Source organism: Phycicoccus mangrovi (genome assembly GCF_018729305.1).
In the GTDB taxonomy this organism is placed as follows: domain Bacteria; phylum Actinomycetota; class Actinomycetes; order Actinomycetales; family Dermatophilaceae; genus Phycicoccus; species Phycicoccus jejuensis.
This window is the reverse complement of record NZ_JAHHWP010000010.1, coordinates 1-13,260: the sequence shown is the minus strand read 5'-3', so window position 1 is coordinate 13,260 and position 13,260 is coordinate 1. Positions and strand designations below refer to the sequence as shown.

General features: G+C 74.7%; 11 protein-coding genes. 6 read left to right on the top strand and 5 right to left on the bottom strand.

The genetic code is table 11. The features are described from left to right. Nucleotides 1-67 precede the first annotated feature (67 nt). Both KMZ30_RS08420 and KMZ30_RS08415 read left to right on the top strand, forming a co-directional pair. Nucleotides 68-1,081: an SPFH domain-containing protein gene (locus KMZ30_RS08420; RefSeq protein ID WP_215513563.1), complete on the top strand. Its 1,014-nt coding sequence runs from the start codon at nt 68-70 to the stop codon at nt 1,079-1,081. Continuing rightward, the gene (locus KMZ30_RS08415) at nt 1,078-1,965 is read left to right on the top strand and encodes a hypothetical protein (RefSeq protein ID WP_215519998.1); all 888 of its coding nucleotides are present in this window, start codon (nt 1,078-1,080) and stop codon (nt 1,963-1,965) included. The genes KMZ30_RS08420 and KMZ30_RS08415 overlap by 4 nt, the downstream gene beginning before the upstream one ends. A 105-nt stretch (nt 1,966-2,070) precedes the next feature. Here KMZ30_RS08415 and KMZ30_RS08410 read toward each other — a convergent pair whose 3' ends face one another. Next, a complete protein-coding gene (locus tag KMZ30_RS08410; RefSeq protein ID WP_215513561.1) occupies nt 2,071-4,845 on the bottom strand; it encodes a DEAD/DEAH box helicase in 2,775 nt (924 codons plus the stop codon). A gap of 79 nt (nt 4,846-4,924) precedes the next feature. On the opposite strand from KMZ30_RS08410, the gene KMZ30_RS08405 reads away from it, so the two are divergent. Beyond that, entirely contained in the window at nt 4,925-5,329 is a 405-nt protein-coding gene (locus KMZ30_RS08405) for a YybH family protein (protein ID WP_215513560.1), read from the top strand. A 22-nt stretch (nt 5,330-5,351) separates the two neighbouring features. Here the strand turns inward: KMZ30_RS08405 and KMZ30_RS08400 are convergent, their stop codons facing one another. After that, a complete protein-coding gene (locus tag KMZ30_RS08400; RefSeq protein WP_215513559.1) occupies nt 5,352-6,023 on the bottom strand; it encodes a DUF2461 domain-containing protein in 672 nt (223 codons plus the stop codon). 59 nt (nt 6,024-6,082) lie between these two features. Here KMZ30_RS08400 and KMZ30_RS08395 point away from each other — a divergent pair, with 59 nt between their 5' ends. Then, nucleotides 6,083-6,919 (top strand): Fpg/Nei family DNA glycosylase, encoded by an 837-nt coding sequence (locus tag KMZ30_RS08395; RefSeq protein ID WP_215513558.1) that lies wholly within the window; start codon nt 6,083-6,085, stop codon nt 6,917-6,919. A 27-nt stretch (nt 6,920-6,946) separates the two neighbouring features. Here the strand turns inward: KMZ30_RS08395 and KMZ30_RS08390 are convergent, their stop codons facing one another. Further along, nucleotides 6,947-8,599: an ABC-F family ATP-binding cassette domain-containing protein gene (locus KMZ30_RS08390; RefSeq protein ID WP_215513557.1), complete on the bottom strand. Its 1,653-nt coding sequence runs from the start codon at nt 8,597-8,599 to the stop codon at nt 6,947-6,949. Nucleotides 8,600-8,680: 81 nt separating this feature from the next. Here KMZ30_RS08390 and KMZ30_RS08385 point away from each other — a divergent pair, with 81 nt between their 5' ends. Beyond that, complete coding sequence (locus tag KMZ30_RS08385; protein WP_215513556.1) at nt 8,681-9,730, top strand: zinc-binding dehydrogenase; 1,050 nt, start codon at nt 8,681-8,683, stop codon at nt 9,728-9,730. A 22-nt stretch (nt 9,731-9,752) separates the two neighbouring features. On the opposite strand, the gene KMZ30_RS08380 is transcribed toward KMZ30_RS08385, so the two are convergent. Together KMZ30_RS08380 and KMZ30_RS08375 are read right to left on the bottom strand one after the other, a co-directional pair. Further along, complete coding sequence (locus KMZ30_RS08380) at nt 9,753-10,283, bottom strand: YdeI/OmpD-associated family protein (RefSeq protein ID WP_215513555.1); 531 nt, start codon at nt 10,281-10,283, stop codon at nt 9,753-9,755. Between the two features lie 4 nt (nt 10,284-10,287). Beyond that, nucleotides 10,288-11,448, bottom strand: coding sequence for a WD40/YVTN/BNR-like repeat-containing protein (locus tag KMZ30_RS08375; RefSeq protein WP_226902856.1), 1,161 nt, complete (start codon nt 11,446-11,448; stop codon nt 10,288-10,290). A 519-nt stretch (nt 11,449-11,967) separates the two neighbouring features. Between KMZ30_RS08375 and KMZ30_RS08370 the strand changes: the two genes are divergently transcribed. After that, on the top strand, nt 11,968-13,149 hold the full coding sequence (locus tag KMZ30_RS08370; protein ID WP_215513554.1) for an acyl-CoA dehydrogenase family protein: 1,182 nt from the start codon (nt 11,968-11,970) through the stop codon (nt 13,147-13,149). The last annotated feature ends 111 nt before the right edge of the window (nt 13,150-13,260 follow it).

Sequence of the window (13,260 nt, the reverse complement as noted above, 5' to 3'; positions counted from 1 at the left end):
ATCTTGACGAGATGAGCGGCGGGGGCTTATCGTCATATCAACGATAAGTCCAGCCGAGGAGGCAGAGATGGCCACCATCACCCGATACCCGTTCGTCGCCCACCTGCGCAGCACGACGACGATGCACGTCCATCACCTGGCCGGGGGCCGGGTCCGGCACAGCGGTCCCGGTACCTCGTTCTGGTTCCGGCCGATGTCCGCCGCGATCAGCGAGGTGCCGGTCGACGACCGCGAGCAGTCGGTCCTCGTGCCGGTGCGCAGCGCCGACCTCCAGCAGCTGAGCGCCGCCGGCGTCGTCACCTACCGGTTCGCCGACCCCGTGCTCGCCGCGACCCGCGTCGACTTCGCCGTCGACGTCGCGAAGGGCGTCTGGCTGCGCACCCCGCTCGAGACGGTCGGCGGGATGATCCACGGCGCGGCGGCCGCCGCCGTCACCTCGACGCTCGCCGGCCTCGACCTGCGCGCTGCCCTCGCGACGCCCCCCGCCGAGCTCGCGACTCGGGTCACCGCGGCGCTCGCGGTCGACGAGCGCCTGACCGCCGTCGGCGTCGAGGTCGTCGGCGTGCGCTTCGGGCTGCTGCGGCCCGAGCCCGACGTCGAGCGCGCGCTGCAGACCCCGGCGCGCGAGGTCATCCAGCAGGAGGCCGACCGGGCGACGTTCGAGCGGCGGGCGGTCGCCGTCGAGCGCGAGGCCGCCATCGGGCAGAACGAGCTGGCCAGCCGGATCGACCTCGAGGCCCGGCGCGAGCGCCTCGTCGCCCAGCAGGGCGCCAACGACCGGCGCGAGGCCGAGGAGAAGGCGGCCGCGCAGGCGGTCGGGGTCCGGGCCGAGGCCGAGCGCACGACCGCTCTGGCCGAGGCGTCGGCGCAGGCGCTGCGGCTCACCGGGGCCGCCGAGGCGGAGGCCGAGCGCGCCCGGCTCGCGGCCTACGAGCAGGCGAGCCCCGCCGTGCTCCTGGCCCTGGCCGCCCGCGAGGCCGCCGGCAACCTGCCCCACGTCGACCAGCTCGTGCTCACCCCCGACCTCCTGAGCGGCGTGCTGGCCCGGCTCACCGCGGGCGCCGAGGACGGCGCGCGATGAGCACACCCCGGGCGGTCGTCGTCCGCCGGCGCACCGAGTACGACGAGCTCCTCGCGCGGCACGGGACCCTCGGCCAGGCGGAGTTCTTCCTCCGGACGCGCGGGCAGTCGGTCGACCCCGTCCGCGAGCGCCACGAGCGCACCGGCGCGGCGGTCGCGGCGGTGCTCGGGGCCATTCCGGCGGAGTGGCGGCGGGCCGAGGTCGAGCGGGACGAGCTGCCGCGCTTCCTCTTCGAGCCCGGCGACGTCGTCGCGGTCGTCGGCCAGGACGGCCTCGTCGCCAACGTCGCCAAGTACCTGCGCGACCAGCCGGTCGTCGGGTTCGACCCCTTGCCCGGGGCCAACCCCGGCGTCCTCGTGCCGCACGACCCGGGCTCTGCGGCAGCCCTGTTCGCCGCCGTCGTCGCGGGGCGGGCACGCATCGTCGAGCGGACGATGGTGGTGGCCCGCACCGACGACGGGCAGGAGCTGCGCGGCCTCAACGAGGTGTACGTCGGCCAGCCCGGCCACCAGTCGGCGCGCTACGACCTGGCGTGGCGCGGTCGCTCCGAGACGCAGTCGTCGTCCGGCGTCATCGTCGGGACCGGGACCGGCGCCACCGGCTGGTGCGCGTCCATCGCCCGGGCGAGCGCGCCCGACGCGGTGCTGCCGTCCCCGGACGAGCGGGGGCTCGCCTGGTTCGTCCGGGAGGCCTGGCCGTCCCCGACGACCGGGACGACGTTGACCGCCGGGGTGCTGGGTGCGGACGAGGCACTGCGGCTGCGGGTGTCGTCGGACTCGCTCGTCGTGTTCGCCGACGGGCTCGAGGCCGACCGGCTGCTCGTCGGGTGGGGGCAGGAGGTGTCGGTCGGGGTGGCCGGGCGGGGCCTGCGCACCGTCGTCTGACGCCCCCTCACCCCCGCCCCTTCCGCGAACGCGTGTGAAACCGCCGGTGACCCCCGGCGATTTCACACACGTTCGCGGAGAGAGGGGGTGGGTGCAGGGTCGTCGTCAGGTGAGGGGGGCGAAGCGGGCGACGACGAGCACCGGCTCGCCGGCCTCGTCGGTCGCGGCGAGGTCGAGCTCCGCGCCGATGCGCCAGTCGTGGTCGCCGTCCTCGTCGTCGAGCACCTGCTCGACGACCCAGGTGCCGTCGCCCTCGTCGACCCGGAACAACTGGGGACCGCGGGCGGCCGGGCCGGTGGAGACCTCTCCGTACTCCGCGAGGTACTCGGCCGCGGCCTCCTGCCACTGCTCGGCGGTCAGGCCGCCGTCGAGCGCGGCGAGCGCCTCGTAGCGACGCAGGGCCAGCAGCTCGACCCGCCGGAACATGCTCTGGCGCACCATGACCCGCAGCGCGCGCGGGTTGTCGGACAGCGCCCGCCCCTCCGTCGACGGGCGGACCTCGGTGCCCGGCTCGTCGCCGTCGGGGTGCGCGAGCGACTCCCACTCGTCGAGGAGGCTGGAGTCGGTGTGGCGCACGACCTCGCCGAGCCACTCGACGAGGTCGTCGAGCTCCTCGGTGCGCGCCGAGTGCGGCACGGTCGAGCGCAGCGCCCGGTACGCGTCGGTGAGGTAGCGCAGGACGATGCCCTCGGCGCGCGCCAGCTTGTGGTGGGCGACGAACTCTCCGAACGACATCGCGCGCTCGAACATCTCGCGGACGACCGACTTCGGCGAGAGGTCGCGCGGGTCGACCCACGGGTGGCTCTGGCGGTAGGTGCGCAGCGACAGCTCGAGCATCTCGGCGAGCGGCTTGGGCCAGGTGACGTCCTCGAGGGCGTCCATCCGCTCCTCGTACTCCATGCCGTCGGCCTTCATCGCGGCGACGGCCTCGCCGCGCGCCTCGAACTGCTGGGCCTGGAGCAACTGGCGCGGGTCGTCGAGCGTGGCCTCGATGACGCTGACGACGTCGAGGGCGTAGCCGGGCGCCTCCGGGTCGAGGAGCTCGAGCGCGGCGAGCGCGAACGCCGACAGGGGCTGGTTGAGGGCGAAGCCGTCGTGCAGGTCGAGCGCGACCTGGAACGGTCCCTCGTCGTAGCAACGACCCTCGCGACGCAGGAAGCGCTCGAGCGGGGTGATCTCGCGCGACGCCTCGTCCTCGCTCTCCTCCGGCGCGGCCGGGGTGGCGTCCTCCGTCGCGGCGGGGGCGAGACCGGCGGCGGCCAGCGCCTCGCCGAGCGCGCCCATCCCCCCGGCGTCGAGCGGCTGCGGGGTCGGCTCGGGGGTGGTGGCAGGAACCCGGTCGGGCTCTGCGGCAGCGACATCCGGCTCGGGCGGCAGCCACGCGTCGACACGCGAGCCGTCGTCGGGCTCGACGACCCCGGCCCGCACGAGCGAGCCGAGCACCTGCACCGCGCGCTCGACGAGCCGCTCGCGCCGCTCCTCGCTCTCGTGGTTGTCGAGGACGAGGGTGTGCAGGGCGTCCTGCTGGCCCTCCCACTGGTCGAGGACGTTGAGGACCATCGCGTGCGTGACGCGCATCTTCGGCTGGAGCGGCTCGGGCGCGGCGGTCACGAGCTTGTCGAACGAGGCCTCGGTCCACGTCAGCACGCCCTCCGGCGGCTTCTTGCGGACGATGCGGCGCTCCTTCTTCGGGTCGCCGCCGGCCTTCGCGAGGGCCTTGCTGTTCTCGATGACGTGCTCGGGCGCCTGGACGACGACGTACCCGACGGTGTCGAAGCCGGCCCGCCCCGCGCGTCCGGCGATCTGGTGGAACTCGCGCGCCCGCAGCAGGCGCTGCTTGCGGCCGTCGTACTTGGTCAACGACGTGAGCAGCACCGTGCGGATCGGGACGTTGATGCCGACCCCGAGGGTGTCGGTGCCGCAGATGACGGCGAGCAGGCCGCCCTGCGCGAGGGTCTCGACGAGGCGCCGGTACTTCGGGAGCATCCCCGCGTGGTGGACCCCGATGCCGTGGAGGACGAGCCGGCGCAGCGTCTGGCCGAAGCCCTTCCCGAACCGGAAGCCGCCGACGGCCTCCTTGATCGCGGCCTTGCGGGCCGACGAGACGACGTCGACCGAGGCGAGGGCCTGCGCCTGCTCGACCGCGCCGGCCTGGGTGAAGGACACGACGTAGACGGGCGCCTTGTCGTCGCGCAGGAGCAGCGCGAGCGCGTCGTGGACGGGCATGAGGGACCACTCGTACTCGAGCGGCACGGGGCGCTGGACCCCGGTGACGGTGACGACCTCGCGCTTCGTGCGGCGCTGGAGGTCGCGCTCGAGCTCGGTCGTGTCGCCGAGCGTGGCCGACATGAGCAGCATCTGGGTGTCGGGCAGGAGGAGCAGCGGCACCTGCCAGGCCCAGCCGCGGTCCGGCTCGCCGTAGAAGTGGAACTCGTCCATGACGACGAGGCCGACGTCCGAGGCGTCGCGCTCGCGCAGGGCGTGGTTGGCGAGGACCTCGGCCGTCGCGCAGATGATCGGGGCGCCGGGGTTGACCGCCGCGTCGCCGGTGAGCATCCCGACGTTGTCGGCGCCGAAGGTCTCGACGAGGGCGAAGAACTTCTCGGAGACCAGGGCCTTGATCGGCGCGGTGTACCAGGAGCGGCGGCCGGTGGCGAGGGCCAGGGCGTGGGCCGCCACGGCGACGAGGGACTTGCCGGAGCCGGTCGGCGTCGCGAGGACGACGTGCGCGTCCTCGGCGAGGGCGAGGACCGCCTCCTCCTGCGCGGGGTAGAGCGCGAAGCCCCGTTCACCGGCCCACTCGACGAAGACGTCGAGCGCGGCGTCGGCGCCGAGGTCGCCCAGCGGGCCGTCGGCGGAGAGGCGGTCGGTGAGCGTCATCGCTCTCGATCCTCCCACCTCGCAGGCGGCTCACCGTCGGCGCCCGCGGCTACCGTGACGAGGGACGAACGGAGCACCGATGACCGACGAGATCTTCTCCGCGTACCTGGGCCGCCGCAAGACGGCCTCGGACGCCTTCGTGGCCGGCGACGTCGGCCCGCTGCACGAGGTGTCGACCCACTGCGACCCCGCGACGATCCTCGGCCCGGGCGGCACCGTCGTCGCCGGCGCCGACGCGGTGAACACGGCCAACGCCGACGGTGCCGCGCGCCTGGCCGGGGCCGAGCGCAACGACCTCGAGACGCTGCACTCCGGCGAGGAGGGGGACCTCGCCTGGTGGGTCGGCGTCCAGCGGTCCGTCGTGTCCGTGGCCGGGCAGGACGCGGCCGTCCCGATGGACCTGCGCGTCACCGAGCTCTACCGGCGCGAGGACGGCTCCTGGAAGCTCTTCCACCGGCACGCCGACCCGCTCAAGGACTCCTGACCGCTGGCGCCGGCCGGACGCCTCAGCGCCGGCGCGGGGCCTGCGAGGCGCCGACGTGCTCGGTCATCCACTCGACGAGCGGCCGGACGGCCCGCCAGTCGGCGCGCACGCGGTCGAGCACCGCGTCGGTCGCGAGCCAGTCCGGGGCGCCGTGCTGCCGCGACACCACGAGGTGCTTGTGGCGCATGAGGTCCAGGCGCGGGTGGTCGGCCGGGACGCCGCGCGGTCGGGTCCTGACCGCCTCGCCGCCGGTCTCCCAGCCCCGGCCCACGAGCCGGTCGACGACCGCCTCCAGCGCCTGGCCGGTCGCCGGGGCGTCGACGGCCGCTCGGTAGCGGGCGGTCTGGTCCGGACCGGTCGGGTAGAAGCCGCCGCCCGTCATCAGGCCGGCCGCCGACACCTGGACGTACCAGCCGACGCCCGGCACGGTGGCCGCCAGCGCGCCCTGGTGGTCCTTGTAGGGGGACTTGTCGTGGCTGAAGCGCACGTCGCGTTGCGGACGGTAGAGGTGCGCCGCCCCGAACTCGTCGGTCAGCGCCTCGGTGAGCCACTCCATCGGCTCGCGCACCGACTCCTCCCACCGGGCGCGGTGCGCCTGCCACCACGTCCGCGTGTTCTCGGCCGCGAGCTCCTCGAAGAAGTCGAGCGCGTCGAGGGGGATGCCCTCCGCGCTCGCGCCGCCGTGCTCGTCCATGCTGTCGAGCCTAGGGACCGCCGGCCCCGCTGTCGTCCCCTCGCGGCGAGGATGGGGCGATGCCCGAAGGCCACACGATCCACGCGCTGGCCGGGCGGGTGCAGGACGCCTTCGCCGGCACGCCGGTGCGGTTCTCCTCGCCCCAGGGCCGGTTCGCGGAGTCGGCGGCCGCCCTCGACGGCGCCTGCGTCGAGTCCGCCGAGGCCCACGGCAAGCACCTGGCCATCCACGTCGAGGACGAGCAGGTCGTCCACGTGCACCTCGGGCTGTTCGGGCGCTTCGGGGTGCGGCAGCACCGGCGCGTCGACCGCGGCGAGCCGCCCACGGACCTCCCGGTGGCGGGCCAGGTCCGGATGCGGATGGTCAACCGCACCCACGTCGGCGACCTGCGCGGCCCGATCGTCTGCGAGCTGGTGACCCCCGCCGAGTGGCGCGAGGTGCGTGCCGGTCTCGGGGCCGACCCGCTGCGCGACGACCGGCTGCCCGACGCCGTGCGCGACCGGCTCGCGCGGACGCGGCGCGCCATCGGGGCCGTCCTCATGGACCAGTCGCTCGTCGCCGGCGTCGGCAACGTCTACCGGGCCGAGCTGCTGCACCGCCACGAGCTGGACCCCCACACGCCGGCGCGCGACGTGCCGGCCGGTGTCGTGACGGCCATCTGGGACGACCTCGTGCGGCTCATGCCGCTCGGGGTGTGCGCGGGCCGGATCCTCGTGTCCGACAGCGACGTCGAGCGGGCCGAGGCGCTCATCGCGAAGGGAGGCACCGGGCGGGTGCGGCCGCACTACGCCGTCTACCGACGCCACGGGAAGCCGTGCCCGCGCTGCGGCGAGACGATCGTCAAGGAGACGATGGCGGGGCGCAACCTCTTCCGCTGCCCGGGCTGCCAGCGCTGACCCCGCCGGCCTGGGGGCGGGACGTCGTCAACCGACGTGCGTGACGGTGACCCGGCCGTCCTCGACGTGCCAGCGCTGGTCGAGGCGGACGGTGTCGAGCAGCCGTCGGTCGTGCGTGACGAGCAGCAGCGCCCCGTCGTAGGCCTCGAGCGCCTCCTCGAGCTGCTCGATCGCCGGCAGGTCGAGGTGGTTGGTCGGCTCGTCGAGCACGAGGACGTTGACACCGCGCGCCTGGAGCAGCGCCATCGCGGCCCGGGTGCGCTCGCCGGGTGACAGGCGCCCGACGAGGCTCGCGACCTGGTCGGCGCGCAGCCCGAACTTCGCGAGCAGCGTGCGGACCTCGGCCGAGGTCATCTCGGGGACGGCCGCCTCGAAGGCGTCGGCGAGCGGCCGGTCGTCCGCGAGCCCGGTGCGCGCCTGGTCGATGCCCCCGAGCGCCACCGAGGCGCCGAGGCTCGCCCGGCCGGTGTCCGGGGCCAGCCGCCCGGTGAGCAGGCCGAGCAGCGTCGTCTTGCCGGCGCCGTTCGGCCCCGTTACGCCGATGCGCTCGCGCGCCGCCACCTGGACCGACACCGGGCCGAAGGCGAAGTCCCCCAACCGGATCGCGGCGTCGTCGAGGGTCGCGACGACGGAGCTCGACCGCGGCGCGCTCGCGATGCTGAACTGCAGCCGCCACTCCTTGCGGGGCTCGACGACCTCGTCGAGCCGGGCGATGCGCGACTCCATCTGGCGCACCTTGCGGGCCTGCTTCTCGGAGGACTCGGTCTGCGCCCGGCGGCGGATCTTGTCGTTGTCGGGGCTCTTGCGCATCGCGTTGCGGACGCCCTGCGAGCTCCACTCACGCTGTGTCCGGGCCCGTCCCTCGAGGTCGGCCTTGGTGGCGGCGAACTCCTCGTAGGCCTCGCGGGCGTGCCGGCGCGCGACCGCTCGCTCCTCGAGGTAGGCGTCGTAGCCACCGTCGTACACCGCCACGGCGTTCTGCGCGAGGTCGAGCTCGACGACGCGGGTCACGACCCGGGAGAGGAACTCGCGGTCGTGCGAGACGAGGACGACCCCGGCGCGCAGGCCGCCGACGAAGTCCTCGAGCCGCTGCAGGCCCGCGAGGTCGAGGTCGTTCGTCGGCTCGTCGAGGAGGACGACGTCGAACCGGCTGAGCAGGAGGGCGGCCAGTGCGGCGCGGGCGGCCTGGCCGCCGGACAGGGCCGTCATCGGGGTGTCGGTCGGCAGGTCGAGACCGAGGTCGGCGAGGACCGGGGCGAGGCGCTCCTCGAGGTCCGGGGCACCGGTCGCCTGCCAGTGGTCGAGGGCGTGCGCGAACTCGTCACCGGCCGAGGTGGGGGCGTCGTCGGCCGCCATCGCCGCGGCCGCCTCCTCCATCCGGGCGGTCGCGGCGGCGGCACCGGTCCGGCGGGCCACGTAGCCGGCGACGGTCTCGCCCGGGACGCGCTCGTGCTCCTGCGGCAGCCAGCCGACGAACGCGTCGGCCGGGGCGGTACTGAGGGACCCGGCGAGCGGCGCGAGGTCGCCCGCGAGGATGCGCAGGAGTGTCGACTTGCCGGCCCCGTTCGCGCCGACGACCCCGACGACGTCGCCCGGCGCGACGGTGAGGTCGAGGGACTCGAAGAGGGTCCGGTGCGCGTACCCGCCGGCGAGGCCCTTGGCCACGAGGTCCGCGCTCATGCGCCGATCGTAGGCGGCGGGCGGATGCCCGCCGCACACCCCGGTGCACCACCGGGACCTCCGAGGGTGTCCACTGGAGGGATGCGAGCCATCCACCTCTTCGGGGCCGGCGACGTCCGCGTCGTCGACGCACCCGACCCCGCCCTGCGCCGCCCCACCGACGCGGTCGTCCGCGTCGTCCGCTCCTGCATCTGCGGCAGCGACCTCCACCCCTTCCACAACGCCGAGCGCGACGAGGCCGGTCACCCCATCGGCCACGAGTTCGTCGGTGTCGTCGAGGAGGTCGGGGCCGAGGTCGCCACCGTGCGCCCCGGCGACTTCGTCATCGCCCCCTTCGTCGTCTCGTGCGGCGTCTGCGAGTTCTGCCGCGCCGGGCTGCAGACCTCGTGCGTCCGCGGCGGCTGGTGGGGCGACACCGAGGGCAGCGGCTCGTCCGGCGGACAGGGCGAGGCCGTCCTCGTGCCGCTGGCCGACGGCACCCTCGTCCCGGTGCCCGGCATCACCGCCGACACCGACGAGCGGATGCTCGCCTCGCTGCTGACGCTCTCGGACGTCTACGGCACCGGATGGCACGCCGCGCTGACCGGCGGTGTCTCGCAGGGCAGCACGGTCACGGTGATCGGTGACGGCGCGGTCGGGCTGCTCGCCGTCCTCGCGGCCCGCCAGCAGGGCGCTGAGCGCGTCGTCCTCATGGGCCGGCACGCGACCCGCACCGACCTCGGGCGCGACTTCGGCGCCACCGACGTCGTCGCCGCCCGCGGCGAGGAGGGCATCGAGGCGGTGCGCGACCTCACCGACGGCGGCAGCGAGGTCGTCCTCGAGTGCGTCGGGATGATGCCCGCCTACGAGCAGGCCCTCGGCGTCGTCCGGCCCGGCGGCACCATCAGCCGCGTCGGTGTGCCGCAGTACACCGACGGGCCGGTCGGTCGGGTCCTGTTCAGCCGCAACGTGACCCTGACCGGTGGCGTCGCGCCGACCCGCGCGTACATCGACGAGCTGCTGCCCGGTGTCCTCGACGGCAGCGTCGACCCCGGCCGTGTCTTCGACACCGTGCTCCCGCTGGAGCAGGGCCCCGAGGGCTACGCCGCGATGGACGAGCGGCGCGCCCTCAAGGTGATGCTCCGCCCCTGACCGCCGCGAGCCCGCGTGGGCATCAGGAGGGCTCGGGGAGCTTGCCGCTGCGGGCGACGTCCGGGTCGGTGCAGGACGACAGGTCGAAGCAGCACGGCCGGCGCTTGCCGTGGTCGATCTTGTCGATGCTCACGCCGACCCGCTTGGCGCGCGTCTCGGCGCTGCGCGTGGCGCCGACCCAGCGCACCCACTCCCAGCGGGCCATCGGCGTGATGTCCTCCCAGACGTCGCGGATGTGCTGCGGCGCCTCGTCGAGCGCGCCGGCGAGGTCGGCCGGCACCTCGGGCTCGGGCCACGCCTCGGCGACGGCCAGCTCGAGCTCGACCGGCGCGTCACCGGCGGTGTCGGGCAGCCGGACCCAGTGGCCACGCCGGCCGTCGGGCTCGACCACCGTCTCGAACGCCTCGCCGTCGAGCGTCCCCGTCACCGCCACCTGACCGCGTGACGGCAGCGCGCGGCTGGCGTCATCCGGGAGGCGCACGAGCCGGGTCGTGCCGACCGTCTCGGGCGTGCCGGTGAAGCGGACCGTCGTCGTGCCGGTGCTCGTCGTCATGCGCTCATCCTCGCGGCTCGAGGACCTCCACGGCCAGCACCGTCGGCAGGTGACGGGCCACCTCGTCCCAGCTGTCGCCCTCGTCGCGGCTGGCGAAGACCGAGCCGCTGTTGGTGCCGAAGTACACGCCGGCGGGCTCCTGCCGGTCGCCGCTCATCGCCTGGCGGAGCACCGTGAAGAAGCACGACTCCTGCGGCAGGCCGTCGCGGCGGGCCTCCCAGGAACGGCCGCCGTCACGCGAACGCCACACGGCCGCAGCCGCATCGGGCGGGAAGCGGCCCTCCATGTCGCCGTTGAGCGGCAGTGTCCACACGGTGTCGGCGTCGCGCGGGTGCGCCCAGAGCGGGAAGCCGAAGGTCGACGGCAGGCCCTCGGTGGCGGCCCGCCAGGTCGCGCCGTCGTCGTCGGAGCGCCACACGCCGTAGTGGTTCTGCTGGTAGAGCACGCCGTCGGTGGCCGCGTGCTCGAGGTGGTGGACGCAGAGGCCGACCTGTCCGTCCGACGGCCCGGCCGGGTGGTCGGCGGGCTCGTCGTGCGCGGCGTCGGCGAGGTCGTTGCGCCGCTCCCACGTGACGCCGCCGTCGGTCGTCGCGAACACGCCCGCCGACGAGATGCCGACCCAGATCCGCTCCGGGTCACGGGGGTCCGCGACGATCGAGTGCAGGACGAGACCGGCGCCGCCGGGGTTCCAGTCGGGACGCGAGGGGTGGTCGCTCAGGCCCTTGACCTCGTACCAGGTGCGGCCGTCGTCGTCGCTCGCGAGGAGGACGGCGGGCTTGGTGCCGGCGTAGAGGCGCTCCCCGACGCGGGCGAGCGACCAGACCTGCGAGAAGCCGTCGCCGAAGGGGGCCGGCTCCTCGGTCCACCCGATCATCTGCGCGAAGCCGGGGTCGTTCGCGGCCCAGGCGTCCATCTGGCCGGTCGTCAGCTTGGTCAGCTCCCAGGTGTGGCCGGCGTCCTCGGAGCGCCAGACCCCGGCGCCGGACCAGTCGCCACCGCCCCCGGCCCACATCGTGCCGGTCGCCGGGTCGCCGACGACGTGGTTGATCGGCCAGCCGTCGCAGTAGGGCCCGCGGACGCTCCAGCCGCCGCGGTCGGCGTCGCCGTCGAGGACGAAGGCGCCCTTGCTCGTCCCCACGAGGAGGTGGATGGGTGCGTCAGGCACGGTCGGCTCCTTCCGCCGGGGTCCCGCCCCGGAGGGTGGTGGGGCGGTGCCGACCAGTGTCCCGAGGACGCGGGAGGGCGGCAAGGGTGCGGGCCGGTCGGGATCGGTGAGCGCTCATGGAGGGTCCGACCGGCGCCGGCGGCGGAACTCATCGGTCGGCGCACCCCGCACGTGCGGGCTTTCCGTGGTCGGCCAGCGGTCCTGACAGCGATAACCCCGCACGTGCCGGCTTTTCGTGGGCGGGCAGCGGTCCTGACAGCGACAACCCCGCACGTGCGGGCTTTTCGTGGGCGGGCAGCGGTTCTGGCAGCGATAACCCCGCACGTGCGGGCTTTCCGTGGTCGGCCAGCCGTCCTGACAGCGACAACCCCGCACGTGCGGGTTTTCCGTGGACCGGGTGGAGCAGGAAGTCGACGGCCCGGGCGCTCGCGCCCGATCGGGTGCCCGGCCGGGTGATGATCGAGGGGTGCCCCGGGCCACCGACGTCCCGGGGCACGCCGAGCGACGGGAGCACACCGCATGGACCTGGACCTGACCGACGACGAGCGCGACATCCGGCAGTGGGTGCGGACCTTCGTCGAGAAGGAGGTGATGCCGCTCGAGCAGGACGTCCTCGCCCGCGAGCGGCGCCACGAGCGCGGCCTGCCGGCCGAGGAGCTCGCCCGGCTCCAGGCCACGGCACGGGAGTCCGGCTTCTTCGGGGTCCTTACCCCCGAGGAGCACGGCGGGATGGGCCTGTCGGCGGTCATGGCCGCCCTCGTGGAGGTCGAGCTCGGCCGCTCGTTCGTGCCCTTCCGGTTCGCCGGCGACGCCGACAACATCCTCTTCCACGCCTCGCCCGAGCAGCAGGAGGCCTACCTGCGCCCGACGATCGAGGGCACGCGGCGCAGCTGCTTCGCCATCACGGAGCCGGGCGCCGGCTCGGACGCGCGCGCCATCCGGACCAGGGCCGAGCGCGACGGCGACGACTGGGTGATCACCGGCGAGAAGACCTTCATCACGGGCGGGCACGAGGCGGACTTCGTCATGGTCTTCGCGGTGACCGACGCCGAGGCCCACCGCGAGGGCCGCACCGGTGAGTCGGTGACCTGCTTCCTCGTCGACCGCGAGCGCGGATGGACCTCGCACCCCATCGACACGATGGGCGAGTGGGGCCCGGCGGCGCTGACCTTCGACGGGGTGCGCGTTCCGTCCGCGGCGGTGCTCGGCGAGGTCGGCAAGGGATTCGCGCTCGCGATGCAGTGGATCGGCAAGGGCCGGTACCTGCTGCCGGCGCGGGCCCTCGGCGGGTGCGAGCGGATGGTCGAGATGGGGATGGAGTGGGCGCGCAACCGCGTGACCTTCGGGGAGCCCATCGCCGAGCGGCAGGCCATCCAGTGGATGATCGCCGACTCGGCGGTCGACATCGAGGCGCTGCGCTGGCTCGTGCTGTCGGCGGCGTGGCAGGTGGATGCGGGGCGCGACAGCCGGCAGGCGCAGTCGATGGCCAAGCTGTTCGGCGGCGTGCGCGCCAACGAGATCGTCGACCGGATGCTCCAGGTCCACGGCGGCATGGGCTACACCCGCGAGCTGCCGCTCGAGCGCTGGTACCGCGAGCTGCGGCTGCTGCGGATCTACGAGGGCACCGACGAGATCCAGCGGCGCACCATCGCCCGCAACCTCCTCAAGGGGCACGCGAGCGTCCGCGGCCACCTCGGCTGACGCTCCTCCCACCCGCACCACGCGTATCGGGTGACCCGATACGACCGCGGCGCACCCCCGCACCGGTCCGGGGGGTGGCGCGGGGGGGTGGGGTCACCCGCGACGGAGGGG